The organism is Bacillus sp. GW821-FHT01G09, from assembly GCF_059422205.1.
Genome location: NZ_JBWKWL010000005.1, coordinates 328,054 through 351,928, shown reverse-complemented (window position 1 = coordinate 351,928; position 23,875 = coordinate 328,054). Strand labels below are relative to the sequence as shown.

General features: G+C 40.0%; 29 protein-coding genes, 7 tRNA genes and 1 pseudogene. 5 read left to right on the top strand and 32 right to left on the bottom strand.

Translation table 11 applies throughout. The features are described from left to right. Positions 1–10: 10 nt before the first annotated feature. From lanKC (AC07VD_RS18095) to AC07VD_RS18060, 8 genes are all read right to left on the bottom strand, one after another. Positions 11–2,581 (bottom strand): class III lanthionine synthetase LanKC, encoded by a 2,571-nt coding sequence (lanKC, locus tag AC07VD_RS18095; RefSeq protein ID WP_124060060.1) that lies wholly within the window; start codon positions 2,579–2,581, stop codon positions 11–13. Positions 2,582–2,899: 318 nt separating this feature from the next. Continuing rightward, positions 2,900–3,028 (bottom strand): class III lanthipeptide, encoded by a 129-nt coding sequence (locus AC07VD_RS18090; protein ID WP_187290710.1) that lies wholly within the window; start codon positions 3,026–3,028, stop codon positions 2,900–2,902. A 37-nt stretch (positions 3,029–3,065) separates the two neighbouring features. Next, on the bottom strand, positions 3,066–3,194 hold the full coding sequence (locus tag AC07VD_RS18085; protein ID WP_187290712.1) for a class III lanthipeptide: 129 nt from the start codon (positions 3,192–3,194) through the stop codon (positions 3,066–3,068). A 36-nt stretch (positions 3,195–3,230) separates the two neighbouring features. Continuing rightward, positions 3,231–3,359, bottom strand: a complete 129-nt coding sequence (locus AC07VD_RS18080; RefSeq protein WP_198511543.1) for a class III lanthipeptide — start codon at positions 3,357–3,359, stop codon at positions 3,231–3,233. A gap of 36 nt (positions 3,360–3,395) precedes the next feature. Next, on the bottom strand, positions 3,396–3,524 hold the full coding sequence (locus AC07VD_RS18075; protein WP_187290711.1) for a class III lanthipeptide: 129 nt from the start codon (positions 3,522–3,524) through the stop codon (positions 3,396–3,398). A 37-nt stretch (positions 3,525–3,561) separates the two neighbouring features. Further along, the gene (locus AC07VD_RS18070; protein WP_187290710.1) at positions 3,562–3,690 is read right to left on the bottom strand and encodes a class III lanthipeptide; all 129 of its coding nucleotides are present in this window, start codon (positions 3,688–3,690) and stop codon (positions 3,562–3,564) included. Further along, positions 3,653–6,340: a class III lanthionine synthetase LanKC gene (lanKC, locus tag AC07VD_RS18065; protein WP_494721900.1), complete on the bottom strand. Its 2,688-nt coding sequence runs from the start codon at positions 6,338–6,340 to the stop codon at positions 3,653–3,655. Before lanKC (AC07VD_RS18065) ends, AC07VD_RS18070 begins: the two co-directional genes overlap by 38 nt. Before the next feature lie 14 nt (positions 6,341–6,354). Continuing rightward, entirely contained in the window at positions 6,355–6,969 is a 615-nt protein-coding gene (locus AC07VD_RS18060) for a trypsin-like serine peptidase (RefSeq protein WP_236822440.1), read from the bottom strand. 182 nt (positions 6,970–7,151) lie between these two features. On the opposite strand from AC07VD_RS18060, the gene AC07VD_RS18055 reads away from it, so the two are divergent. The 3 genes and pseudogenes from AC07VD_RS18055 to AC07VD_RS18045 form a co-directional block, all read left to right on the top strand. Further along, positions 7,152–7,301: a hypothetical protein gene (locus AC07VD_RS18055; RefSeq protein ID WP_154304909.1), complete on the top strand. Its 150-nt coding sequence runs from the start codon at positions 7,152–7,154 to the stop codon at positions 7,299–7,301. A gap of 62 nt (positions 7,302–7,363) precedes the next feature. Next, positions 7,364–7,486, top strand: coding sequence for a class III lanthipeptide (locus tag AC07VD_RS18050; RefSeq protein WP_187290709.1), 123 nt, complete (start codon positions 7,364–7,366; stop codon positions 7,484–7,486). Between the two features lie 809 nt (positions 7,487–8,295). Continuing rightward, positions 8,296–8,456 (top strand): annotated as a pseudogene (locus AC07VD_RS18045) (tyrosine-type recombinase/integrase); the annotation flags it as partial. An 83-nt stretch (positions 8,457–8,539) separates the two neighbouring features. On the opposite strand, the gene AC07VD_RS18040 reads toward AC07VD_RS18045, so the two are convergent. From AC07VD_RS18040 to AC07VD_RS18005, 8 genes are all read right to left on the bottom strand, one after another. Then, a tRNA-Leu gene (locus AC07VD_RS18040) sits at positions 8,540–8,623 on the bottom strand. Between the two features lie 81 nt (positions 8,624–8,704). After that, a tRNA-Leu gene (locus AC07VD_RS18035) sits at positions 8,705–8,786 on the bottom strand. A gap of 11 nt (positions 8,787–8,797) precedes the next feature. Beyond that, positions 8,798–8,873, bottom strand: a tRNA-Lys gene (locus AC07VD_RS18030). Positions 8,874–8,901: 28 nt separating this feature from the next. Continuing rightward, a tRNA-Gln gene (locus AC07VD_RS18025) sits at positions 8,902–8,976 on the bottom strand. Between the two features lie 11 nt (positions 8,977–8,987). Beyond that, a tRNA-Glu gene (locus tag AC07VD_RS18020) sits at positions 8,988–9,059 on the bottom strand. A 29-nt stretch (positions 9,060–9,088) separates the two neighbouring features. Continuing rightward, positions 9,089–9,179, bottom strand: a tRNA-Ser gene (locus tag AC07VD_RS18015). A 4-nt stretch (positions 9,180–9,183) separates the two neighbouring features. Next, positions 9,184–9,258, bottom strand: a tRNA-Asn gene (locus AC07VD_RS18010). Positions 9,259–9,380: 122 nt separating this feature from the next. Continuing rightward, on the bottom strand, positions 9,381–9,833 hold the full coding sequence (locus tag AC07VD_RS18005) for a SprT family protein (RefSeq protein ID WP_003234309.1): 453 nt from the start codon (positions 9,831–9,833) through the stop codon (positions 9,381–9,383). 103 nt (positions 9,834–9,936) lie between these two features. Here AC07VD_RS18005 and cmpA point away from each other — a divergent pair, with 103 nt between their 5' ends. Then, positions 9,937–10,050: a cortex morphogenetic protein CmpA gene (gene cmpA, locus AC07VD_RS18000; RefSeq protein WP_003225207.1), complete on the top strand. Its 114-nt coding sequence runs from the start codon at positions 9,937–9,939 to the stop codon at positions 10,048–10,050. A 9-nt stretch (positions 10,051–10,059) separates the two neighbouring features. Here the strand turns inward: cmpA and AC07VD_RS17995 are convergent, their stop codons facing one another. The 14 genes from AC07VD_RS17995 to acpS form a co-directional block, all read right to left on the bottom strand. Then, positions 10,060–12,219 carry a Tex family protein gene (locus AC07VD_RS17995; RefSeq protein WP_124060062.1) on the bottom strand — a complete coding sequence of 720 codons (2,160 nt, stop codon included), beginning with the start codon at positions 12,217–12,219 and terminating at the stop codon, positions 10,060–10,062. A gap of 106 nt (positions 12,220–12,325) precedes the next feature. Next, positions 12,326–12,925 (bottom strand): phosphoserine phosphatase RsbX, encoded by a 600-nt coding sequence (gene rsbX / locus AC07VD_RS17990; RefSeq protein WP_003234303.1) that lies wholly within the window; start codon positions 12,923–12,925, stop codon positions 12,326–12,328. Beyond that, positions 12,925–13,713: an RNA polymerase sigma factor SigB gene (sigB, locus tag AC07VD_RS17985; protein ID WP_003246715.1), complete on the bottom strand. Its 789-nt coding sequence runs from the start codon at positions 13,711–13,713 to the stop codon at positions 12,925–12,927. The genes rsbX and sigB overlap by 1 nt, the downstream gene beginning before the upstream one ends. Further along, entirely contained in the window at positions 13,679–14,161 is a 483-nt protein-coding gene (gene rsbW / locus AC07VD_RS17980) for an anti-sigma B factor RsbW (protein WP_003234299.1), read from the bottom strand. Before rsbW ends, sigB begins: the two co-directional genes overlap by 35 nt. Further along, the gene (gene rsbV / locus AC07VD_RS17975) at positions 14,158–14,487 is read right to left on the bottom strand and encodes an anti-sigma factor antagonist RsbV (RefSeq protein WP_003234298.1); all 330 of its coding nucleotides are present in this window, start codon (positions 14,485–14,487) and stop codon (positions 14,158–14,160) included. The genes rsbW and rsbV overlap by 4 nt, the downstream gene beginning before the upstream one ends. Positions 14,488–14,548: 61 nt before the next feature. Next, the gene (gene rsbU / locus AC07VD_RS17970) at positions 14,549–15,556 is read right to left on the bottom strand and encodes a phosphoserine phosphatase RsbU (RefSeq protein ID WP_003234295.1); all 1,008 of its coding nucleotides are present in this window, start codon (positions 15,554–15,556) and stop codon (positions 14,549–14,551) included. An 11-nt stretch (positions 15,557–15,567) separates the two neighbouring features. Then, positions 15,568–15,969 (bottom strand): serine/threonine-protein kinase RsbT, encoded by a 402-nt coding sequence (gene rsbT, locus AC07VD_RS17965; RefSeq protein WP_003246640.1) that lies wholly within the window; start codon positions 15,967–15,969, stop codon positions 15,568–15,570. A gap of 3 nt (positions 15,970–15,972) precedes the next feature. Then, positions 15,973–16,338 carry an RsbT antagonist protein RsbS gene (gene rsbS, locus AC07VD_RS17960; RefSeq protein ID WP_003225190.1) on the bottom strand — a complete coding sequence of 122 codons (366 nt, stop codon included), beginning with the start codon at positions 16,336–16,338 and terminating at the stop codon, positions 15,973–15,975. A 4-nt stretch (positions 16,339–16,342) separates the two neighbouring features. Then, positions 16,343–17,167 carry an RsbT co-antagonist protein RsbRA gene (gene rsbRA, locus AC07VD_RS17955; protein WP_009966610.1) on the bottom strand — a complete coding sequence of 275 codons (825 nt, stop codon included), beginning with the start codon at positions 17,165–17,167 and terminating at the stop codon, positions 16,343–16,345. A gap of 114 nt (positions 17,168–17,281) precedes the next feature. Continuing rightward, entirely contained in the window at positions 17,282–17,632 is a 351-nt protein-coding gene (gene ndoA / locus AC07VD_RS17950; RefSeq protein WP_003156187.1) for a type II toxin-antitoxin system endoribonuclease NdoA, read from the bottom strand. Between the two features lie 4 nt (positions 17,633–17,636). Beyond that, entirely contained in the window at positions 17,637–17,918 is a 282-nt protein-coding gene (gene endB / locus AC07VD_RS17945) for a type II toxin-antitoxin system antitoxin EndoAI (RefSeq protein ID WP_003225183.1), read from the bottom strand. Positions 17,919–18,033: 115 nt separating this feature from the next. Next, positions 18,034–19,203: an alanine racemase gene (alr, locus tag AC07VD_RS17940; RefSeq protein WP_015252766.1), complete on the bottom strand. Its 1,170-nt coding sequence runs from the start codon at positions 19,201–19,203 to the stop codon at positions 18,034–18,036. 114 nt (positions 19,204–19,317) lie between these two features. Continuing rightward, positions 19,318–20,334, bottom strand: a complete 1,017-nt coding sequence (locus AC07VD_RS17935) for a LolA family protein (protein ID WP_003234282.1) — start codon at positions 20,332–20,334, stop codon at positions 19,318–19,320. 165 nt (positions 20,335–20,499) lie between these two features. Continuing rightward, positions 20,500–20,865 carry a holo-ACP synthase gene (acpS, locus tag AC07VD_RS17930; protein ID WP_014475874.1) on the bottom strand — a complete coding sequence of 122 codons (366 nt, stop codon included), beginning with the start codon at positions 20,863–20,865 and terminating at the stop codon, positions 20,500–20,502. A gap of 94 nt (positions 20,866–20,959) precedes the next feature. Here acpS and AC07VD_RS17925 point away from each other — a divergent pair, with 94 nt between their 5' ends. Continuing rightward, complete coding sequence (locus tag AC07VD_RS17925; RefSeq protein WP_124060063.1) at positions 20,960–21,559, top strand: rhomboid family intramembrane serine protease; 600 nt, start codon at positions 20,960–20,962, stop codon at positions 21,557–21,559. A 196-nt stretch (positions 21,560–21,755) separates the two neighbouring features. On the opposite strand, the gene AC07VD_RS17920 is transcribed toward AC07VD_RS17925, so the two are convergent. Both AC07VD_RS17920 and AC07VD_RS17915 read right to left on the bottom strand, forming a co-directional pair. Continuing rightward, entirely contained in the window at positions 21,756–23,237 is a 1,482-nt protein-coding gene (locus AC07VD_RS17920) for a PH domain-containing protein (protein ID WP_041340222.1), read from the bottom strand. Then, positions 23,227–23,706, bottom strand: coding sequence for a PH domain-containing protein (locus AC07VD_RS17915; protein ID WP_003234318.1), 480 nt, complete (start codon positions 23,704–23,706; stop codon positions 23,227–23,229). Before AC07VD_RS17915 ends, AC07VD_RS17920 begins: the two co-directional genes overlap by 11 nt. Positions 23,707–23,875 lie beyond the last annotated feature (169 nt).

Sequence of the window (23,875 nt, the reverse complement as noted above, 5' to 3'; positions counted from 1 at the left end):
AGATAAATAATTAAGAGTTAGACTCAAATACTTTTTTGATGTTCATCACAGGGAGCCACATATAATTAGTATTGTTTATAATACCTTGTATTACGAGCAACAATCCTAATGAACCGGAAAATATATCATTTGATAAACGATACCCAAAGTCTCCAGGAGTATATATTTCGACCTTTCCTTTAAAGAGGTGTAGATCTAAAGTTTTCAAATTATCAGCATTTATACCCCGGTTATAATATTTATCAATTGCATTACTAGCAGCGATTATCCCAGCAGTACCTCGAAATAACCCACAATTGTAAAAACACTTTGATTTTACGATTTTGTAAATCCCTTCTAATTCCTCTCTCCATAAATCGTCCTTTAAAAGTAAATTCAATTCAATTAATGCGAACCCAACACCAGCACTTCCACCATCTAAATAAGGAACTACTCTTGATATATCTTCTAATTGATAAGCTCCGTAATCATCAAATTTACCAGTGATCAAGTCTTTTTCAATAGATCTTTTCGATAAAATAAGCCATTTAGGATTTTTAGTTCTTTTATATAAACAAGAATAAAAGAGTGAAACACCTGACCACCCATTGATAAGACCACGAGGTATTATATCCATATCATAAGGAACGATTGAAACGTCTTTTTCTAATAATTCCTCTAGCCGGTTTGCAATTTCTATAGATTTGTTAAGATATTTGATAGAGTCTTTTTCATATGAAAGGCCTAAAAAAGCTAAACCGATTCCAGATAGTCCAGATGATAATGTTATATCACTGTTATTTTTAAAATGATTAATGCTATCAAAAAGATGTTTTGCTTTGTCAAAATAACCTGATTCCCATAAACTAGTGGCTATTCCAGCCTTGCCAGTCAAAAGTCCATTTTCCATCTTCAATAAATCGTCTAAAGATTGATTACCTACCCATTCGTTTAATTTTTCATTTTGAATATTTGTTCTATTAAAGGCTAATACAGCTCCAAAACCGCCAGTTAAGATATTAAATAATCCATTGTTTAATTCATACTGTCTAATATCTCCTGAGATTACCCTTTCATCAACAAACATATTTTTTATTATATTATTTTGAAGTGATATCTTCATTTCATTTAGTGTCATTTCTTTAATATGTTTATATTTATATTCATAATTCAGTAAATCTTTAGCTGGATTTGCCTGAACTCGTGAACATATATTTTGTATTTTATTAATTATTTTTATAGCTTCGGAGCCAAAATAATTTTCAATATATCTATCATGTATCTCTAAAATTTTTGAAGAAATATCTTGAACTGGACCAATAGGCAAAAATAAATATCTCGATATTCTTAGTAATGCAAACCAATCCGCTTGTTTTCTAGTCAAATTAGGCCCGCCAGTAAAACCAAATGTTTTTAAACCTGATGGTACACTATCATTAATAAAACTAGCAGTTTCAAAGTCTATCAATCGTATATTTTCTTCAGGTGTAATAATAATATTTGAGGGCTGTAAATCTCCTATCCCTATTCCGTGATTATGAATTTCAGTTAGAGCATCTATTAATTGATCCAAAATATTTAATGCTGATTTTAGATATTGATATTCCTTATTTGGTTCATTCGTATAAAAAGGATATTTTGTTGCAAGCCAAGTTCTAAGTGATGTGCCTTCAATATATTCTTCTATAATAAAATGATGTTCCCAAGCCTTAAAAAAATCATATATTTTTACGGGATAGTGCGTCCCTTCAAGTTTTTCCAAAATTATCGCTTCATTTTTTATTCTTGTAAAGGCATCAATTCCAAGACTGTCTAATCCGATATTTGGTCTTCCTTCCTTAAGGATAACTTTTTTGTCTAGTTTATCTAGGGCTAAGTAGACTCCCCCTCCATTACTATAATGAATTGCATGGATAACCTCTATATCATCTAATGGAGTAGGTTCAGCTAACTCGTTTTCTAATTTATTATCCATCTCTCTTATTGGAGCAGGTTCAGTGATAAATTCGGGTATAGAATAATGAGGACTTCTTGAGTCTTCAACTAAGTCACCAGAAGGACTTTGAATAGCATATACCTTTTTATTATCTTCATAAAAATACATGCCAATAAATGCACCATATCTAAAGTAAACATTACTGTCGTACCATCTTTTGTCTGTTAAAATATAAGGACCTTTAGGAAGAGTGTCTAGCTGCCTGCTTAATATTTTCAACAAATTTAGAAATACTTCTTCATTTGACGGGAAAATCGTAATAAACTTACCTGCAGAAGATCTGTCGCTATACTTTGAATTTTTAATACTTAGTTCCCATAAACTTTTAACATATTTAAAAGAGACTTTATAAGCGAACAATATATTTGATACAATTTCTAATGTTTTTTCTGCAGAATCTATTGTAGTACTTATATGAATTTTCCAACCTTGCATTGGAAGTTCATAATCTTTATTCATGATATGAATCCAATGATTTTCTTTTATAGTTTCATAGTTATTAGGTATATTAGAAATATACAAAGCCGACTCCCTATTAGGGATATCCGGCTTTGTGTAAAAAGAATTGTTTGTCGAACTAAGATAATTTAAATATCGCAAATCCATATTTACAACCCTTTCAATTGATTAGTTAGTTGCAAAAAGCTGCACTCACTGCGCTGACAGGAAGAGGGGTAGCACAAAAAGCTATACTATAAAAAGATAGTGATTGGCCTTCTACGGTACCTGTCGCCCCTGCATTATACGCTGAACCACTCTCCAAGCTCTGCAATTTCAGGATATTACTGATTTGCTTTCCTCTTGACATTTCATCCAACTCCTTTTATATTTTTTAGATAGTTTATTGTATTTACTTTTTGGGTAATACAAAGAAAAGAGAGGATGATCCCCTCTCTTTTCTTTAAGTAGGGTTGTCCAAAATCATTAGTTACCACAGAAATACAAACTAACTGTACTGATCTTATCGCAGCCTAAGCTTACTGATGATCTGCCTTTTAATAGAGTAACCTCTTTATCAAGTGCTTTATGCTGAAGTGATAATAATTTTTTCATTTGTTTTACCTCCTCTTTAGTCTAAACAGTAGTAATCTTAGTTACCACAGAAATACAAACTTACTGTACTGATCTTATCGCAGCCTAAGCTTACTGATGATTTGCCTTTTAATAGAGTAACTTCTTTATCAAGTGCTTTGTGCTGAAGTGATAATAGCTTTTTCATTTATTTCACCTCCTTTAGTCTAAACAGTAAGTAATCTTAGTTAGCACAGAAATACAAACTTACTGTACTGATCTTATCGCAGCCTAAGCTTACTGATGATCTGCCTTTTAATAGAGTAACCTCTTTATCAAGTGCTTTATGCTGAAGTGATAATAGCTTTTTCATTTATTTCACCTCCTTTAGTCTAAACAGTGAGTAATCTTAGTTAGCACAGAAATACAAACTTACTGTACTGATCTTATCGCAGCCTAAGCTTACTGATGACTTGCCTTTTAATAGAGTAACCTCTTTATCAAGTGCTTTGTGCTGAAGTGATAATAGCTTTTTCATTTATTTCACCTCCTTTAGTATAAACAGAGGGTAACCTTTAGTTACCGCAGAAATACAAACTTACTGTACTGATCTTATCGCAGCCTAAGCTTACTGATGATCTGCCTTTTAATAGAGTAACCTCTTTATCAAGTGCTTTGTGCTGAAGTGATAATAGCTTTTTCATTTGTTTCACCTCCTTTAATGAACTTGTCTATTTCAAAGAGATTCAGATTATTGTTTTTAGGTAACGGTAACCAACTACTCCATTTATCACTATCTATATCAGAAAGAGCAAGTAGTAATCCGCTGTTTCCTGTTTGTAAGTCTAAAGATAGTCGGTAACCATACTCTCCTGGACTTAAAATTCCTTCGTGTTTCTTATACAGGAGATAATTCCCGAGTGCTTTAATGGTATATTCTAATGAGCCTGTATTTACCCCTGCACATTTCATTGCATTCGCAAGAATAATCATTCCTCCCACACCTCGAAAGATGCCACTTGCAAATGTGCTATATAAGTCTGTAACATTAGTTAGTTTTTTGAATAGTTCAGTATTACTTTCTGTCATAAAATCAGGAAGATTTTTATTGAATTCCAGCATAATTAATGCAATCCCAGCTGCACCTTCACCAAGATATGGTATCAACCTTTTATAGCCCAATGAATATTCTTTTATTTGTGCTAATTCTAATTTAGAATCAATTTCAATGTTTTTGCTTATTTCTTTATTGAAAATTTCGCTAGCCAGCTTTATTAAGTCATTGTCATTTGTCGCCTTGCCTAACATTAGAATATACAAGCTGATTCCAGACCAGCCATTTAACAAGCCATACGGCATTGCATAAGGATCCCTTACAGTGATGGAGCAGTCTTCTTTATAGGCATCTATTATTCTATTTCCTATTTTTATAGAGCGATCTAGAAAGTCTTTTTTCTGAGTAATGCTATAAAACGCCAGGTAGTTTAATCCAATTCCCGATAATCCAGAAAACAGTGTTAAATCTGAATCTTCAGTATCTGGAAAAGGCATTGTCTCTAACAGTTTAATTGCTTCTTCTTTATATCCAATATCGTATAAAACGGACAATATGCCTGAGATACCATTAAATAAACCGAGCGGGAAATTTTTATATGTTTCCGTGTCTAAATTCAATATTGTCTCCAATACATGATCAACCCATTGATAAACTGAATCGGATAGAGTCCCTGTTCTATCCAAGGCCATTATTCCCCCAAATCCTCCATTAGCGATTGATAGACTGCCCATTTTTTCAATGAATTGCCTGATATCTCCGGATATTAAACTTTCTGACTTAGGTTTTAAATGACTCATAATTCCAGCTCGCAAACCTTCAGTTATTTCATTAACATTCTTGTAGTTTATTTTCATTGGTGGAATTGTTAAAGTAGCAGCTTTACTTAATTTCCTGATGGTTGGTAATGTCTTCTCTTGAATTTCTTGAATTTTATTTAAAACTTCATCCCCAAAATTCTCTCCAATCCATTTATCTTGATTTATTTCAATATCAATTGACAGATCAGATAAATTTTCTATCGGTAAAAATAAAAACCTGCAAATTCTAAGTAATGCATACCAATCTGCTTGCTCAAAAGTTTCTGCTTGATCCGTAACGTAACCAGGAGTCATTAAGGCGGGGGTGTATTTGCTTTCGGGAGTTACAGCAGTTTCTAGGTCTATTAATTTGATTGAGTAATCCTCTAATACCAATACATTATTTGGCTGTAAGTCTCCGAGTGCAATCTTACTTCTATGAAGATCTTTTAAAGCATCAATCAACTGATCTATCACATGCATCATGCGTTCCATATAAATATCTTTATCTTCTTTATATGAAAACGGAAAGTTTTGAGATACATATTCCATAAGAGAAATTCCTGATACATGTTCTTCAATCAAATAGTTATTTTCCCAAATCTCAAAGTAATCGTAAAAATCAACTATGTAAGGCTTCTCACTTAATTGCTTTATTGTTTCAGCCTCTTTATAAATTCGTTTAAAACCATCTAGTTTCAACCGATCCAAACCTGAACCAAGTCTTCCTTCTTTCATAACAAACGTTTTCCCGTTTTTTTCAACTTTATATACTCCACCACCATTGCTAAAATGCAGTGCAGAAATAACATTGTATGAATCAAACTTCGATGTGTCTTCTTTATCAAGTTCTGCATCAACTTTTTTAGTCATGATTTGTATTTCAACAGGTTCTTCAACAAAGTCAGGAACTTCATAATATGGAGCACGGACATCTGGAATTAATGTGCCATCAGGTCGCTGAATTGCTGGAACATTTTGTCCATCTTTATTCACATACATAGATACAAATGCTCCATAACGAAAGAAGACATTTGAATACTTCCAGCGTTTATCATTCAATATATAAGGACCTTTTTTTAAAGCTTTAGTCAGATTATCTAAATCTGAAAGTAATGTTAGAAAAGTCTTGTTATCATAAGGATAGATTGTAATGAATTTACCCGAAGATGCTCTGTCTCCGTTTTTAGAGTTTTTGAATAATAATTGCCTTTCATTAGGAACAAATTTAAAGGATATTTCATTTTCTATGAGATATGGAAGGACAATATCTAAAGTCTTTTGTGCCTCATCAATATCTGTAGTGATATGTATTTTCCATCCTTGTTTGGGCATCTTTTTCTTTGTGTTAATACAATAACTCCAATTAATATCCGTGTTTTGTTGCCACTCTTCAGAATTTAAGCTAGGGATACGATAATTGTTTACTATTTTATTCGGTGTTACCAATTCATAAAATAAATTGCCTGGGCTCAAAAACTCAACATATCTTAAATCCATCAAAATCCCTCACTTTAGGCTAGAATAATTTTTTCTTGCATCTCACTTGTCAATAACTTGTTTAGTATTCTTTCTGTATCTTTAGTCCAAATAGACGCCCAAACCATATTTTTGAAACTTTTAATCCTAGCAGATGTAACACCAATCTGGAATTTTTCATTATTACTTTCAAAAAACCAAGGACCGCCAGATATCCCATGTTTAAGTTTGGATCTCATTCCAATAAGCTGCTCTTCTTTAAAAAGAGTTAAATCTAAATCTCCTTTAGAGTATTTCTTCTGAGATTTAAAAAATGAAATTGGGTAGCCTGCTAATGTAACCGCTTTATTATGCTCTTCTATCATCCCACTTAAATCAAAGTTAGGAATAAAAGCAACATTCCTCATGCTTTCAGGCAATTTAATCCATCCAAAAGCATAGTCATAAGTTAACCTATGAGTACTAATCCATTTTTCAGGTATTACTATATTTAGTACATCATATGATTCTTTCATTCCACAGTTCTCTACTTCTATTGATATGTTTTTAGCTATTTCATTACTGCCTACATCGTATAGGCAATGAGCTGCAGTAGCAACAAAGAATTCATCTTTGTATATGATAATAGATGCGCTACCTAATGAATTCACTTTTGATTTTCCTAATTGAAAACTAAGTTTACATATATTATCCATGACTCATTACCTTTCTATTTCTTTTTTAGGAAATTTAAGTTATTTATATTGTAATACCCTATGGGAAATATTACAATGGATAAAAGTGAAAATTTTCACTTTTTTTACAAAATCATAATCAAAAAGGAGGTGTTATAATGTCTGATAAAATTTTGGCACTTCAAAAATTATCAACGAAAAAAAGTGACAGCCCTGATAAAAAGTCAGTTCTCAGTATTTTTATTTGTGAGGGTGGTCAAGGCAGCTCAGTAAGTCTATACGCTTGTACTTCCGTAGGTGGTTTTTAATGAAGATTTCCATTAGGTTTTACTATTTCACAATCAAATGAATAAACTGGAGGTATAGCATTATGAAAAAAGTTCTTTCACTTCAGAAACTTTATGACACCGATATACCTAAGAGTAATAAAATTCAATCCAATGTGAGTATTGGCTGTTTAGGCAGAAGTAACATAAGTTTGTTTATTTGTTAATTTATAGTGAAGTTTATATCATCTTGCTGTCCTTAAAATTTTTAAGGGCAGCTTCTTTATAGCCATTTTTATTTAGGTTATATCGTACAAATTAGATCAGAGGTTTGGAGGCGTACCAAAGTAGCCGTAATTAACCCAGGTGTATGAATATGGAGCAGAAAAGTGAATTGCTACCATATGCAGGGGTTAATGGTATAGGTTTTACTCTGTGCAATCTATTCAAAAGAAAAAAAGAGAGCAAAGTACAGCTTCATTAATTCATCAGTTGAAATAAAATAACCTGCTCATCTAACCAGGTTATTGGGAACGCGACTGATAGAAGGTAGAGTTACGAGAATGGTGTCCGTTTAAGGAAGTTATAGAGGAAGATCGCCCATTCTTTTTATCAATATTGGACTAAGAATATCTAGTTTAGGGGGATAGAAAGCTAAATAAACAAGTACGGGTGGAAAACGCAAAAGATCTCCCCACAAAAAGATTTTAAACTTTACACAATCACCTTTGAATCTTTTTAGAGTTTGTATAGACTTTCTCTAATTTTAGTGACCTTATATGGACGACAATCGCATCGTAACTTGGAACCATTCTATATAGCTCATTGACATATATTTACATCATGTATTTTCCTAGTACTCAGTAATTAAGATAATCTCTTTTTTCATAATTACCTATCAAATGAATAGATGTTTTCCTATTCGTTCCCTTCACATTCTCTCTTTAATAAACAAGTCCCTCTTTGCTATTCACATGATTTTATAGTAGCGGTTCTTAAATTGAGAAGGAGTTTAACCAACCTGACTTCACAGCTAAAGTATTCCCATGTCAAATTGTTAATTGATCAAAGAGAAGATTATATCACAATAAAAGAACGACTTGGACATGCTCCCATCAGAACAACAACTGATTTTTCTTGCATCTCTTTTCCAATAAACAAAAAGAAACTGCTGATAAGCTGGATGCATTATTCTAACAAGTGGGTAAAAAGGAGTAAACCTTAAAATTATAAGAGAGCATAAAAAAATACCAAAGGTCTACAACCCTTGGTATCATTGATGCGGCCGAGAGGACTTGAACCTCCACGGGTTATTCACCCACTAGGCCCTCAACCTAGCGCGTCTGCCATTCCGCCACGACCGCGTGATCATTAAATTGTGTTTGTGCTGGTTTAGTAGGCTCTTAACCTAGTAAAACCGATTTGCGTGCACTTTGTAAATAAAGTGCGGGTGAAGGGACTCGAACCCCCACGTCGTAAGACACTAGATCCTAAGTCTAGCGCGTCTGCCAATTCCGCCACACCCGCAAAAAGACAAATGGTGAGCCATGAAGGACTCGAACCTTCGACCCTCTGATTAAAAGTCAGATGCTCTACCAACTGAGCTAATGGCTCTTACTATTAGATTTCAAAAAAATAAAAATGGCTGGGCTAGCTGGATTCGAACCAACGCATGACGGAGTCAAAGTCCGTTGCCTTACCGCTTGGCTATAGCCCAACGAAATGGAATGACCCGTACGGGATTCGAACCCGTGTTACCGCCGTGAAAGGGCGGTGTCTTAACCGCTTGACCAACGGGCCGATGGTTGAGAACTTATATCGAAATCTTATGGCGGAGAAGGAGGGATTTGAACCCTCGCGCCGCTTACGCGACCTACACCCTTAGCAGGGGCGCCTCTTCAGCCACTTGAGTACTTCTCCAATATGGCTCCACAGGCAGGATTCGAACCTGCGACCGATCGGTTAACAGCCGATAGCTCTACCACTGAGCTACTGTGGAATAATGAGACAAGACTTATTATATCAGCCTTGATTTACAGTGTCAAGAGGTAAATGTTTTTATTTATCTCTCGTAACGACTTTTATAATGTAACATAGGCTTGCCATATTCGTCAACCTTTTTCACGAAAAAATTCTTTTTATTTTTCCGCGGCATTTTCCGCACCTGTATCTGTCAGGGTTCATGGCGCGCTTCTTTATATACTGTTGGCCGCAGGCCGTACAGATATACATATAAGTTTTTTTGTTTTCCGCTTTTTTCTTAAGGGGTGTACAGAACCTCGGCGCGTTGACTTGCTGCAAAAGCATTCTAAAATCTCTGTCTCTGTGCTTGTACCCTTTTCCTTCAAGGTGAAGATGATAATGGCAGAGCTCGTGCTTGATGATGCCGATCAGCTCCTCCCTGCCGTGTTCAATCAGATATTTTCTGTTCAATTCAATGTTATGAGAGGTTAACAGGTACCTTCCGCCCGTGGTTTTAAGCCTGTCATTAAAAAGCGCCTGATGGCGGAACGGCTTTTTAAAATACGTTTTAGAAATATCCTCTGTCAGCTTTTGAAGCTCTATATTATCCATAGTGCACCTCACTTAAAAAACATTGAACGGGACAATTCACCGTTCGCATACAATATGGTAATCACCGTCCCTCTTATGATAAAAGCTGAGGAGGAATGAGCCTATGCCAAATTGGCTTAAAAAGCAGATGCAAAAAGCGTTCCTTGAAAAAGATAATTACCAAATTAAACTGCTGAATCAATGCTGGTATTTCTATAGGAAAAAACACTGCTCGTAAGCAGTGCTTTTATTTTACCATAGACAGCGATACTCTGCCTTTTTGTACATCTACGCCGTCAACCCAAACTGTCACGATATCGCCCACAGATACGACATCAAGAGGATGCTTGACGAATTGATTGCTCAGTTTTGAGATATGCACAAGCCCGTCTTGTTTGACTCCAATATCAACAAACGCTCCGAAGTCCACTACATTGCGCACGGTGCCCTGCAGTTCCATTCCCTCTTTCAAATCTTCCAGCTGAAGGACGTCTGTTTTCAGCAAAGGCTTAGGCACCTCATCGCGCGGATCGCGTTCCGGCCTTGTCAGCTGTTCACAAATGTCTTTCAGAGTGATTTCGCCGATTCCCAGCTCTTTTGCCGTTTCAGAAAGCGCCAGCTGATTGATTTTGTCCTTCAATTCCGCCGTGCCGATATGTTCTGTTGAAAGTCCGAGTTTTTTCAAAAGCGCTTTTGTTTCTTTATAGCTTTCCGGGTGAATGCCAGTTCTATCCAAAGGCTCTGTCCCTTCCTGCACTCTTAAGAAACCGATACATTGTTCATAGGTTTTCGCACCGAGCCTTGGGATGTCCTTCAGTTCTTTTCGATTTGAAAACTTTCCGATTTCCTCGCGTTTTTTGACAACGTTGCCTGCTACAGACTTCGATAATCCAGCTACATATTGAAGCAGCGCGGCGGAGGCTGTGTTGACGTTTACTCCAACCTGGTTTACGACCGTTTCGACGACAAACCGCAGAGATTCATTTAAGTGTTTTTGGCTGACGTCATGCTGATACTGTCCGACACCAACAGACTTCGGATCGATCTTAACGAGCTCCGCGAGCGGGTCTTGAAGCCTTCGCGCAATAGATACGGCACTGCGCTCTTCAACCTTAAGGTCAGGGAATTCTTCTCTGGCAAGCTCTGAAGCCGAATAGACGCTTGCTCCCGCTTCATTGACGATCACATAATAAATTTTGCGCGGCATGTCTTTGAGTACATTGATGATGAATTGCTCTGTTTCTCTGGATGCTGTGCCGTTTCCGATCGCCACCATCTCGACTTGATACTGCTCAAGAATCTTTTTCACTTTTTCATGGGCTTCTTTTGTTTTGTTGACTGGCGCATGCGGATAGATCACATCAATTTTCAAGACTTTTCCGGTCTCATCTGATACAGCGAGCTTACAGCCAGTTCGAAAGGCTGGGTCAACACCGAGAACAGTTTTGCCTTTCATCGGCGGCTGCAAAAGAAGCTTTCTCAAGTTCTCTGAGAAAATATGAATCGCCTGTTCATCAGCTTTTTCTGAGAGCTCTTTCCTGATTTCACGCTCGATTGCCGGCTGGATCAGCCTTTTATAGCTGTCTTCAATTGTCTCCTGCAAAATCTCTCTTACGGATGTTGAGCGATTTTTGAAGATTTGTTTTTCTAAATACGCCTTAATGTGATCCGCAGGCGGTTCAATCGCTACCTTTAAAATGTCTTCTTTTTCGCCGCGGTTCATTGCCAGCACCCTATGCGGAACAACTTTTGCAATTGGCTCTTCATACTCGTAATACATTTCATACACATTTTTCTCATCGGTGTCTGCCGACTTTCCGGCTGCAGACTTAATGGTTCCTCTTTTGAAGGTTTCCTGGCGAATCCACTTTCTGAAGGTCGGCTCGTCTGAGATTTGTTCCGCAATAATGTGCTTGGCGCCTTCAATCGCTTCTTCTCGTGTGAACACTTCTTTTTCTTCGCTGATGTATTGGTCTGCAGTTGCTGCCAGACGATCATCTTGGGGAAGTGTCAGGATATAGTCGGCAAGCGGCTCAAGGCCTTTGCTTTTGGCGACTGTCGCCTTTGTTTTACGCTTTTGCTTATAAGGGCGGTAAAGGTCTTCCACTTCCTGAAGCTTCACCGATTTCTCGATTTTACGTTTTAGATCATCTGTCAGTTTATCCTGCTCTGCAATCAGCCTGATGACTTCTTCTTTTCGCTGATTCAGGTTTTGTATGTATTGCCAGCGTTCAGAAATCGTCTGAATCTGAACCTCATCCATTGAACCCGTCTGCTCTTTTCGATACCGGGCAATAAACGGGACTGTATTGCCGTCCTCAAGCAAGCGGATGACACTTTCAACGTGTTTTTGTGATAAACCTATTTCTTTCGCAATTTGCTGTTTTAAAAGGGCTGACGTTTCCATGTAACCTAAGCCTCCAATTTTGTCGTTCTTTCTCTAGTGTATCAAAAACCGAAAAAAACACATAAAAAAAGAAGCCGGTATTCCGGCTTCTTCTTGTTCTTATTCTCTAGGACAGCTGTCCGAGAATATAGGTCAGGTCATCTTTTCTCGATGTCGTATACATTTTCAGCGAATTCGATATTTCTTCTACCGATTGGCCTTTTTTCAAGTGGGAGCGGATATCAGGTACGTTGAGTCCATCTGTATGTATAATGAACTTTGAACCCTTTTCATAGGTGGCGGTGTGCGTTTTGTATTTTTGCGGCTTGCCTGATAAATAGCCCGAAATCGGCAGAGGATAAAAGCTTTCACCAGACGGGGAATGCAGAATAAACCGTACATTTCCGACAGAGCAGTACGTAAACTGCCTTTGCTCAAAATTGATTTTCAGGATAGATGCTGTAGCGCCTCTTTTGTTTTTCATCGCCTGATTACAGCGTTCGATAATGCTTTCTACGTCTTCATTCGCATAGTTTTCCACTAAGTCTTTGATGGCTGCAGAAGATTCGTTAGCAAGTGATCCACTTCCCAGTCCGTCAGCAACCGCGCAAATTAACTCCTTATCATCAGCTTTCATAAAAAAGCTGTCACCGCAAATCGATTTCCCTTCTTTATTCAGTTGATATACTAGAGTTTGAATATGCTCGTTTTCTTCAACCTGGATCATTACATTAACTCCATCGAGGGATCTTCAATCAAGGCCTCTCTGAGCTTCTTCACAGCTTTGCGTTGCAAGCGCGAGACGTGCATTTGAGATATACCGAGAATGTCCCCAGTTTCTTTTTGGCTTTTGTTTTGAATATACGTAAGGTCTATGATTTGTTTTTCACGATCTGAAAGGACATGAAGCACGCTTTGCAGCATCAATTGCTGGTTGACCCGCTCATATCCGTCCTCCTGTGATCCGACGATATCAAGAATCGTGACGGTGCTTCCGTCCGAATCCGCTTCAATGCTGTGGTCAACGGATAAAGCTTGATAGCTTTTGCCCATTTCCATCGTTTCAAGAACCTCTTCTTCAGAAACATCGAGGAATTCGGCAATCTCTTCGACTTTCGGCGATCTTTGTGTTTCAGTGGTCAGCTGATCAACCGCCATTTTGATTCTTGGACCCAGTTCTTTAATTCGTCTCGGCACATGAACGCTCCATGTTTTATCTCTGAGGAAACGTTTAATTTCACCGATGATTGTCGGAATTGCAAAAGCTTCAAACGATTTGCCGACAACAGGATCGTATCGCTTAATCGCGCCTAGCAACCCGATCATGCCGACCTGGCGGAGATCCTCGTGGAAGCTTTTGCCTTTTGAATATTTTTTCGCAAGCATATCAACCAGATTTGTATACACCCGCACAAGCGTTTCCTGCGCCTGTTCATCTTGCTTTGTTTGGTAATCGCTTATGAGCCGATCGACTTCATCTTTAGTTAGTTTCGTAGTTTTTGATGGTTGTGTCATGATCAACTCGCTCCCCATTTAAATACTTTGTCATCGCTACGGTGACGCCGGAGTGGTTTTGCACTCTGACTTCATCCATGAGCGTTTCCATTAAATATAGACCGAGCCCTCCTTCTGATAATTGATCAACTGTGTGCGAAGGTGTGTACGGCCCTAGATCCTGCTGCTTTTGATCAAAGTCAAAGCTGTCTCCTTCATCCGCCACAATAACCTCTAAACGGTCTTCAAACACACCGAATCGTATTGACACTTCCCCATTTTTATCTTCTTTGTAAGCGTGCTGGACCGCATTTGTGCACGCCTCGCTGACTGCGATTTTCAAGTCTTCAATTTCATCGTACGTATAGCCCATTCTGCTTGCGACCCCTGACAGCGTCAGTCTTATAATTCCCACATATTCAGGTTGGGCCGGCACTTTCATTTCGATGTAATCAGCGTTATTCTTCATTGCACTCCACCTTCTGACTTTGCAGAAATATCAATGATGTCCTTCAAGCCTGTAATGTCAAACAGTCGGATCAGCCGTTCAGAAAGATTTTCAAGTTTCAGCGAACCGCCTTGTTTTTTCACCATTTTAAAGGTCCCTACAAAAACGCCCAATCCGGTACTGTCCATGTAGCTGACATCTTTCAGGCAAATTCTTAAGTCAGCTCCTTGTTCTGCCAGAGGAACGAGCTTCTCTCTAAGCACCGGGGCTGAGTATACATCAATTTCTCCTGCAATGTTTACTTGTATATCATTCTCGTTTTGCTTCACATCAACATTTATATTCATTCGTATCACCTCAAATTTTCCTTCAAATCACTAGTTGCTTTATACCCTGGTCTGACAGACGTTAAACCTTTCTCCGCAAAACAATTAACGTAAAATCATCGTGAAGCTGAAAATCCTGCAATTTGAGGAGGCTGTCATAAATGTTTTTGACCATTTCCTGCGCGGAGGAACACATATGTTCCTCAATGAGCTTCTGCAGATCAGGACGCTCCAAGAAACCGTTTTCCGTTCTGCATTCTGTGACGCCGTCAGAAAATAAAACAATCATATCGCCCTTTTCCAGATGCTGATCGAATTGTTTGTAGTCATAGTCCTGCGAGATGCCGAGAACGAGTCCTTTGGCCTCTAAATCGTAAAACGTGTTGTCTTTTTGAGAATAATAGAATCCCGGTTCATGTCCCGCTGAAGCATATGTAAATTGATGCTTGTCCATATTGTAATTCGCATAAAACATCGTAATAAACATACTGGCATCAACGTTTTGTTCAACAACACGATTCAAATTTTTCAGCACTTGAGAAGGGTGTATGCCCGTTTCCGGCAAAGAGTCCATCGCGTATTTAATCATGGACATGCATAAAGCCGCTGGAATGCCTTTTCCGATCACGTCCGCGATTGCGATATTGATGGATTCCTTGTCTTTGACAAAGTGGTAGTAATCACCGCTCATCTGTTTAGCGGGAACACTGATGGCGCCGATATCCAGCGCTTCTTCCTGAGGAACTTTAGTTCCGAGCAGCGTCTGCTGGACATTTGCCGCGATTTCAATTTCTGATTTGATTTCCTGCTGTATCCCTCTAAGGGTTTGATGCTCCTGATAAGCCATTCCATAACCAATCATGACTTCTATTAAAAAATCCAGCGAATGAAACACATCTTCCGGGAGACTTGGATACAGCTCCTTCAGCACTTTTCTGTGAATGCTGATGATTTCTTCCGGAGGAATTTGGTGCTCGATTGTTTTTCGGCTGAATTTTTGGGCTTGATATAAAGATGTTTCTGTTAATTCGGCTATATATCGACTAAGCAGCTGATGATACCGCTGCTCAATAACCTCCCTAAAATCCACGTTCTTACCTCCTACCGAAGCCATTTGATGGCTTGTATCTCTGTTCCTTCCCCCGCTACGGAATTTAAGCTGAATTCATCCATCAGCCTTTTGACCCCGGGAAGTCCTGCACCAAGTCCTCCAGACGTTGAAAACCCGTCTTCCATGACTTTTCGGATATCAGGAATTCCCGGCCCTTGGTCTTCCGCTATAATTTTCAGGCCTTTTTTTCCTCTGTCTGCGACCTGTTCAATTCCAATCTGCCCTTTACCGGCATATAAATAAATATTCCTGGCTAATTCTGAAATAGCCGTTGTAATTCTAGCCTGGTCTACCGTGCCGAAACCCAGTTCTTTCGCAACGTTTCGTCCCAACTGTCTGGCGGCCACAATATCCCATTCTGTCATGATTCTTACACAGGATTGGTCGTTCATTCGCTATTCCCCCAATTCCCGCTTCAATGTCTCAAGCCCCTGCTCTAAGTCGAGCGCAGTTTCGATTTCCTCAAGTGCGATTCCAAGTTCAATCAGCGTCACTGCCACAGCGGGCTGAATGCCGGTCAAGACAACTTTTGCCCCCATTAACTTAGACATTGTAATGACGTCGCCCAGCACTTTTGCGATAAATGAATCAATCATATCCACAGATGTCAGGTCAATGACGACTCCGTTAGCACCTGTTTCGTATATTTTATTTAATAAGTCTTCTTGAAAGGTTAATGCTGTTTGGTCATCAAGTTCCCACTGAATGGATACTAATAAGCAATTATACAGTTTCAAGATCGGGATTTTCGGATGTCTCAAAATGTTATTCCCCCAATGAAACGATTTTTCGATCCGTCATTTCCAATGCTGTTTGAATTCCTTTTTGCAGGGTATTCTTAGTTATAACTTGGGATAAATCAATCCCCAAATTGACGATGGTTTGAGCAATTTCCGGGCGGATTCCGGCCAGCAGGCATTTTGCTCCGACAAGCCTTACTGCTTCTGATGCCTGAATAATATGATGGGCAACCATCGTATCGACGACAGGGACACCTGTAATGTCAATCAGCACGACTTGGGAACGGTGTTTGACAACGCCATTAAGAAGATTTTCCATAATTCGTTTCGCGCGTTCAGTATCAATTGTTCCGACAAGAGGCATCACAGTGATATTTTCAAACACCGGGATAAGCGGCGCAGACAGCTCTTGCAGCGCGATTTTTTGCAGAGATACTGTTTTTTCCCATGAGATTGAGTATTGATTAAAAATTTCTGTGTTAATCGGGCTGAAAAAGCGATCAATCTGCCAGATTAATTCCGTGCTCTCTTGATCTGGCAATCTCTTATCATTCATTTTCGTGTAGAGACGCTTCCAGAATTCAGCAAGTGCAGTAGCCAAAAACTTCATAGACAGTCCGATTTGGACCGCTCGAAGCGCCAGTTCGCTGATTTGGCTTTCAGCAGCGTTTTCGTCCTTAACAGACAGCAGCAGAATGTCGATATATTCTTTAGATATATTTTCATACACTTGGTCAGTCAGCTGATAGGATTCTTGCTCGCTTAATTCTTTTAGTGTGTCAGTCCACAGTTGGAGCAGTTCATTTTGATTTTCGGCAATGAACTGGTATACAGTCTGATTCGACATCAAATTCGCTTACCTCCCAATAAAAAACAACATATTTTTTCGTTATTTCACTATTATATCGTTTATGTTTTTTGAAAACAAAAAAAGTTGCTCTATTTGAGCAACCTGCAAATATGTCTAAAAATCAATGAGTGCCAAACTGATTTGTAAGGCTTCATCAACCTTATCCATCATTTCATCATCCAGATGAGTAATCTTATCCGTTAACCTTTGCTTGTCAATCGTCCGAATTTGCTCCAGCAAAATAACGGAATCTCTTTCAAAACCGTAGCGTTTTGCATCGATTTCGACGTGGGTTGGTAATTTCGCTTTCTGTATTTGTGCTGTTATGGCTGCAACAATAGCAGTTGGGCTGAAGCGATTTCCGATGTCATTTTGGATCACTAAAACCGGGCGCACCCCGCCTTGCTCTGAGCCAACAACAGGAGATAAATCAGCAAAATAAACATCGCCGCGTTTCACAATCAAATGATTATCCTCCGCTGACTAAGCGCTCAACTGTCGTTTCAGCCTCGCACTCCGCAAAGTGAGCCTCAGAAGAAATATTCAGGTTGATTTTCGCCATTTCCATATAGCCGCGTCTCATCAAATCACGGTTGTGACGAGTTGTTCGTTCGCTGACATACGCTCTCACTGCTTGTGATATCAGTTCGTTTCTGCTTCGTTTCTCCCGCATCGCTACACCATCCAATTCAGCTACTAGGTTTTCGGGCAAGCTGATTTTCATTTCGGTTCTTGCGCTGGATTCAGACAAAAAACATACACCTCCACCAAACTTACGGATACGACTCTTTTATCCATCCAGTGATAATGATACCATTATTCACTCTTCAAGCAAAGCTGTTTTATGAATTCTCCATTTAGGTAAGTTAATTGCTTGTATTTACCTGCAATAAAGGATTTCTTACTTCCATTATACTCCCATTTTCCAAAAACATACGGGGAACACGGGAACTTATTGTACAGGCCACCTCATAGTTAATGGTTTCGAGCCTTCCTGCAATCTCATCCATGGAAATATATTCATCCCCCTGCCGGCCTATTAATGTGACTTTTGTGCCCGGCGGATATTCCTGATCCAGCTCCACCATAAATTGGTCCATGCAAATTCTGCCGGCAATTTTCAAGCGTTTTCCCTTCACAAGGATGTCAGTCCCTTTCAATTTTCGGAGCCAGCCGTCCGCATAGCCTACAGGCACCGTCCCGATCCATGTGTCTTTTTCTGCTGTGTACTCGGCTCCGTAGCTGACGCTCTCGCCTTTTCTGATCAGTTTGACATGTGACAGCGTCGAATGCAGGGTAAATGCCGGACGCAGCTGAAACGGTATCTCGTCCGAAATGTCAGCAGACGGGCGAAGGCCATACATGCCGATGCCGAATCTTACTGCATTAAAAAAGCCTTTTTTCAGCCGGAGTCCGGCGGCGCTGTTCGCGCAGTGGACCATCAGATTCTTTAACGGCAGCGGAGCAATCAGCTCTTTAAAGCGCTCAAACTGCATTAAGAAATAGCCTCTTTCTTTTTCATCCGCTGTCGCAAAATGGGTAAATACCCCTTTGCACTTTAAACGAGGGTTGCGGTCAAGAATGGCCATCACGTTCTGAACTTCTTCCTCTGTTTTTACACCAAGCCTGTTCATCCCCGTATCGACCTTTAGATGAAAATGAAGAGAACCTTTTTTCGTGTGGCGGGCTGCCTCCTGAAGCCATTCAACAGAATAACCTGTTAAGGTCACGTCATACTCAGCAGCGATTGCCACATACTCCGGGGGAACCGCGCCAAGCACCAAAATAGGCGCCTTCAAGCCCTTTTTGCGCAGTGAAATCGCTTCATCCAAAATGGCCACCGCCAAGCATGAAGCACCTGCGTCAAGAGCAGCCTTTGCTGTTTCTGCATCACCATGCCCGTAGGCGTTTGCTTTCACAACTGCCATCAAGTGGACATGTTCACCGATATGTTTTTTCATATTGCTGACATTTTCCTTTATCGCGGACAAGTCAATTTCCGCCCACGTATCTCTGTAAAAAGGTTTTGTGCTCATTACGACACTTCCTAGCTTTTATTCAATATCATTTACATATCATACTAAAATTAAAGGCTAAAGGGAAACGATGTCTAACGAAAAAAAGGCCAAATCATGTTTGGCCTTTGGCGGTTATTTCGATGATTGTCCCTGCATGCTTTTCGCTACTGTCACCATTTCCTCTTTAGAAAGATCTTTAGAAGAGAGAAGGTAATCTACGCCGTCATATGTCCATGATAATGATGCATCCGACAGGGCGCCGATGGTGTAGCCGAGATTTACCGGTTCGCCGTTCAGCGTAACGGAGGAGGAAGCCTTGGCAATCTGGGCTTTTTCCTGAATTAACGTAAATGATTTTTCTCCTCCGTACGTCATGATGATGCGCTTCCCGTCTTCAGTAGATATATCTTTTTCTTCAAGCAGCTTGACGCCCAGCGGCAGTTCCAGCGGCGTTTTGACCGCAAATGTATCGGAAGGCTTCGCGCTTGTGGCGACATCCATTTGAGAAAGGGTCATATTTTTCTTTTCATCAAATGATTCTTTATCAAATTGTTTATTAAATTCAAAGCTGCTGAATTCTACTTTGACCATCACTTTCCGGTCGGTATCCATCACTTTGACAGATGACGGGCTCATATCTTTTTTGTTAAATGTGATTTCTTGCGTCGGCAGCATTTTGTTATGCTGATAGTTTGTTTTTGTTTCGAATACGTATTTCTTTTCTTTCGCTGTGAAAACTGCATCCGAATCGTTTTGAACATCCTTTACGAGCGATTCAAACAGATAAACCTGGCTGCTGTTGTTTGGCCAATCGCTTTGAAATCTGAAGCTCTTATTTAAAGACGGCGTGAGAACGAATACTCCGTTTTCATTTCGTAAAATGACTTGATTTTGGTCCTTTTTCGGATTTTCTAAATAAACCCTGTACAGAGACGGCTTTTTGTGCCAGATTTCCACATTGTATACTTGAGGCTCACTCCCTGTCTCGATGGTCATTTTCGCTTTTGCTTTGTACGAGGTGTATTCTTTCGCCTTTTCATCTAACCCGGCCACAATATCTTGCTGTGTTTTTTGCCCGCAGGCAGAAAGAATAAGAACAGCAAGCAGTCCCGTTAAAAGCAAAACAAAGCTTTTTCTCACCTTTTTCAACCCCTTTTTCTCAATTGATGTAAAAGGAAGAAATCGCTTGTTTGACTTTAACGGTACGCTCGGTACACGTTTAGGCAGAACAGATGCGTACCATAAAAGCCTCAAACAACTTGTCTCCCTTAATGCACTATCAAATATATGAGTGGGGTTTCCCTAATATGCAGACTAGCTTGACAACCTTTCAATCACAACCTGCGCGGCAGCGTACTCTTTTGTATGAGTGATCGATACGTGAACAGCGGCCTGGCTCAGTTTCGTGCAAATGATATAGGGCTTGCCATTTTGGTCTTTCCTAATTTCAATGTCCTGAAAGCTGAGCTGCCTCCCAATACCGGTGCCAAATGCTTTTGAGAAAGCTTCTTTTGCCGCGAATCTGCCCGCGAGAAATTCGATTTTTCTTTTCTCAGAAAGCTCATGGTATTGGTCAAGCTCGCTTCGCGTCAAAATCCGCTCGGCAAACCTTTTCTGGCGTCCAGCCATAGAGGCGATCCGTTTAAGCTCGGTAATGTCCAGCCCAATGCCGTAAATCATGTATGATAACCTCCTTTGCGTACGTACTATTTAAATGGTTTGTCTCATAAACGTGTTACTATAGATATACCAAAATGAAGAAAAGGGGCTCGGAATGTTTATACGGACTGAAAATTTTCAAACGTTTATCAGGCTTTACCCCGTTGTCACCTTTATATTGGCTTTGCAAGCTGTTCTCTGGCTGTTTTTTTCACTTCCTGCCCATTCAGTCGTGTTATGGAGGGATACCGTCACAGGCTATAATCTAGGTGTCGCAAACGGTGAATGGTGGCGGCTGATCACACCGATTTTGCTGCACGCCGGTTTCACACATCTGCTGTTTAATTCCATGTCCATCTTTTTATTTGCCCCGGCTTTGGAACGCATGCTGGGAAAAGCGCGTTTCCTTCTTGTATACGCCGGCTCCGGCATCATCGGCAATATCGGCACTTATATTACAGAGCCGCTTGATTACGTGCATGTCGGTGCTTCAGGCGCCATTTTCGGGCTATTCGGCGTGTACCTGTTTATGGTTCTTTTTCGCAATGAGCTAATAGGGCAGGAGCATTCCAAAATGATCATCACACTGCTCGCATTTGCCGTTCTCATGTCGTTTATCAACTCCAATATTAACATGATGGCCCATCTGTTTGGACTATGCGGCGGGTTTCTTCTTTCGTTTTTATTCGTGCAAAAAAAAGAGCGGCGGTATTAACCGTCGCTTCAGATTGTTGACAAAATCCTAAAATGGTTTTCATTTTAGGATTTTGTCATCTTTTCAGCGTGATTGAAAACCCTTGAAGTCTAGGAAGGACGAGCATAGGAGCGGAGCGAATGTTCTCATTCGTGAGCACCGAAGCGCAGTCCTGACAACGAATGCGAGGGTTTGTCGACACGCTGGAGCGGCGGTATTAACCGTCCGCTTTTTCATATGAGTACCAGTTTAAAATGAAGGCTGCATCCTCTTCACCTACATCCCTCACCGTTAATTCTTCCATATGGCTCGATGATTTCACTGAAGTAGAAATGGTATACAAGCGGCCTTTCTTTTGGAAATAGGATTGGCTGAACTTGCAGACCTGCATTCGTTTTTTCAGTACAATGGCGGTTGTTCTGCCTATAAATCTAGACGTCAGCTGAAGACGGTCCCCGTTGATCGTCCATGCAGCCTCTTTATACGCGAGATAGCCGAAGAGCAACTCTATCGGCAGCAGGATGACTGACAGATAGCCCCATGGCTGAAAGAAGATACATAACGGAATGATCAAAAAGAGTGAAAAAATGACAGAACGGAACAAATAGCGTTTCAACGCGCGCCGCGGCAGGCGTCGGCAGTTTTCTTCCAGCGTATATTCCGGCGTAAATGTTCGGAGCATGTACGGAAGCTTTTTTTTATGAATCATTGGAAAGAGAATGGTCAAAGCGCCTTCTTCTTTTTCCCGGTCGCCGCCTCCTGCGCTGACGATGGACACCGTTACAAAGCCGAAAAGCTGGCGAATGATATTTTCTTTGATTTTAATGGCTTGTATTTTTCGCAACGGAATCGTGACTTGATGTTTTTCAATAATTCCCCTTGAAATCACCAGTTCCTGCTCTTTTTTTATGATTTGAAAGTTCGCGTATCTAAACATCATGCCCGCGATGCTGAAAATCCAGGCGATAAATAAACCGATAAAAATCAGTACCGCGTAAATACCGATGCTGGCGTGCTGAAGGAAGGAAAATTTATCAAATAACCAATCCATTGGCAGCACTTCATCAAGCTGGGAAATAAGTGCAAATACAGCGGAGATAATGACTCCGATTCCGCCGGAGGTAGAAGCGGCCATGAGCAATTCTTTCGCGTTCATGCGATAGTGCTCTTGCACCTCAACGGCCGGAACCAACTCCTCTTCAGCTTCAAGCCGTTCTTCATCAAGTTCATTTTCTCGTCTTTGCGCTTTTTTCTTAAAGACAGCTTCTTTGATGCGTTCGGCTTCTTCAACAGAAATAGCAGAAAGAACGGCTTCTGCCTCCTTGCCTCCGCCTGCTGTTTCAATTTGCAGCTTCACAAGCTTAAAGATTTGCTGGACAAGGCCCGCGCTCGTATTCATCGTTTGAATCCGATCAATCGATATGTATCGCTTTTTCGTAACAAATAAGCCTTCCTCGATTCTAAATTCATCATCTTCAATTCGATAGGTAAACCTTCTCCATTTGATAATGCTTGCCGCTACAAGCCAGATGAATAGCACACCGAGCGCAATGGCTCCGTAAAAACGGACAGTATGGTTTGAATTGACAATATACACAAAAAAGAATGGCAGAATGATATTTTTTATTGTTTGAATAATGGTATGGCATAAATTCAAAATGACTGCTGCCGGGTGCAGGCGTTTCGGTTCAGACATCATCGTCAGTCACCCTCGCCAGACGGGAAATGGAGTCTCTCAGCCGATCCGCTTCCTCCATCTCTAAAGCGGGGATCGAATGAACGGTCGCGGCCGTGGAAATTTTCACGGTTGCCAGGTTGTATTTTTTTAATAATGGCCCTTGTGACGTATCGACGTGCTGAACTCTGACCATCGGAACAATCACACGTGTCACCACAAAAATACCTGACTGAATATCTATTTCATGTTCATGGACTTCATATCGCCACACCTTATGACGGACCTTCGGAATGATAAAGACCGTCACAATCGATCCCAGCAGCCAAACTGCGCCGAGCACGCCGCTGATCCAGTACGGCCAATGAAAATAATAGCTTAACACTGCAACTGCAATGACAATAAGCAAGCAAACAGCGGATATGATGATCTCTTGAAGTCGCCAAACCTTTAATCCGTCTGGACTGATTTGGTTTTTTGGCTGCTCTCTCAAAAATACCTACCTCCCTTTTTTTCGTCGTTACTTATACGTCTCTTTTACAGAAAGGTTTCATTCTTAAGCATACAGAGAAAAATGGCTTCCGTCAGCTGAAAGTTTGCTGAATAACAAATCGCGAACATAAAAAAACCCAAAACATCATGTTTTGGGCTCTGAATCGATC

Excerpts from the sequence above, each read along its gene's own strand:
- alr (WP_015252766.1), bottom strand. The coding sequence starts at position 19,203 with ATGAGCACAAAACCTTTTTACAGAGATACGTGGGCGGAAATTGACTTG.
- rsbW (WP_003234299.1), bottom strand. The coding sequence starts at position 14,161 with ATGAAGAATAACGCTGATTACATCGAAATGAAAGTGCCGGCCCAACCT.
- AC07VD_RS18090 (WP_187290710.1), bottom strand. The coding sequence starts at position 3,028 with ATGAAAAAATTATTATCACTTCAGCATAAAGCACTTGATAAAGAGGTT.
- AC07VD_RS17995 (WP_124060062.1), bottom strand. The coding sequence starts at position 12,219 with ATGGAAACGTCAGCCCTTTTAAAACAGCAAATTGCGAAAGAAATAGGT.
- sigB (WP_003246715.1), bottom strand. The coding sequence starts at position 13,713 with ATGACACAACCATCAAAAACTACGAAACTAACTAAAGATGAAGTCGAT.
- AC07VD_RS18005 (WP_003234309.1), bottom strand. The coding sequence starts at position 9,833 with ATGGATAATATAGAGCTTCAAAAGCTGACAGAGGATATTTCTAAAACG.
- AC07VD_RS17925 (WP_124060063.1), top strand. The coding sequence starts at position 20,960 with ATGTTTATACGGACTGAAAATTTTCAAACGTTTATCAGGCTTTACCCC.
- AC07VD_RS18075 (WP_187290711.1), bottom strand. The coding sequence starts at position 3,524 with ATGAAAAAGCTATTATCACTTCAGCACAAAGCACTTGATAAAGAGGTT.
- AC07VD_RS18080 (WP_198511543.1), bottom strand. The coding sequence starts at position 3,359 with ATGAAAAAGCTATTATCACTTCAGCATAAAGCACTTGATAAAGAGGTT.
- rsbT (WP_003246640.1), bottom strand. The coding sequence starts at position 15,969 with ATGAACGACCAATCCTGTGTAAGAATCATGACAGAATGGGATATTGTG.
- AC07VD_RS17920 (WP_041340222.1), bottom strand. The coding sequence starts at position 23,237 with ATGATGTCTGAACCGAAACGCCTGCACCCGGCAGCAGTCATTTTGAAT.
- AC07VD_RS18085 (WP_187290712.1), bottom strand. The coding sequence starts at position 3,194 with ATGAAAAAGCTATTATCACTTCAGCACAAAGCACTTGATAAAGAAGTT.
- AC07VD_RS18050 (WP_187290709.1), top strand. The coding sequence starts at position 7,364 with ATGAAAAAAGTTCTTTCACTTCAGAAACTTTATGACACCGATATACCT.
- rsbX (WP_003234303.1), bottom strand. The coding sequence starts at position 12,925 with ATGATCCAGGTTGAAGAAAACGAGCATATTCAAACTCTAGTATATCAA.
- AC07VD_RS18070 (WP_187290710.1), bottom strand. The coding sequence starts at position 3,690 with ATGAAAAAGCTATTATCACTTCAGCACAAAGCACTTGATAAAGAGGTT.
- rsbV (WP_003234298.1), bottom strand. The coding sequence starts at position 14,487 with ATGAATATAAATGTTGATGTGAAGCAAAACGAGAATGATATACAAGTA.
- lanKC (WP_494721900.1), bottom strand. The coding sequence starts at position 6,340 with ATGGATTTAAGATATGTTGAGTTTTTGAGCCCAGGCAATTTATTTTAT.
- acpS (WP_014475874.1), bottom strand. The coding sequence starts at position 20,865 with ATGATTTACGGCATTGGGCTGGACATTACCGAGCTTAAACGGATCGCC.
- lanKC (WP_124060060.1), bottom strand. The coding sequence starts at position 2,581 with ATGGATTTGCGATATTTAAATTATCTTAGTTCGACAAACAATTCTTTT.
- AC07VD_RS18055 (WP_154304909.1), top strand. The coding sequence starts at position 7,152 with ATGTCTGATAAAATTTTGGCACTTCAAAAATTATCAACGAAAAAAAGT.
- cmpA (WP_003225207.1), top strand. The coding sequence starts at position 9,937 with ATGCCAAATTGGCTTAAAAAGCAGATGCAAAAAGCGTTCCTTGAAAAA.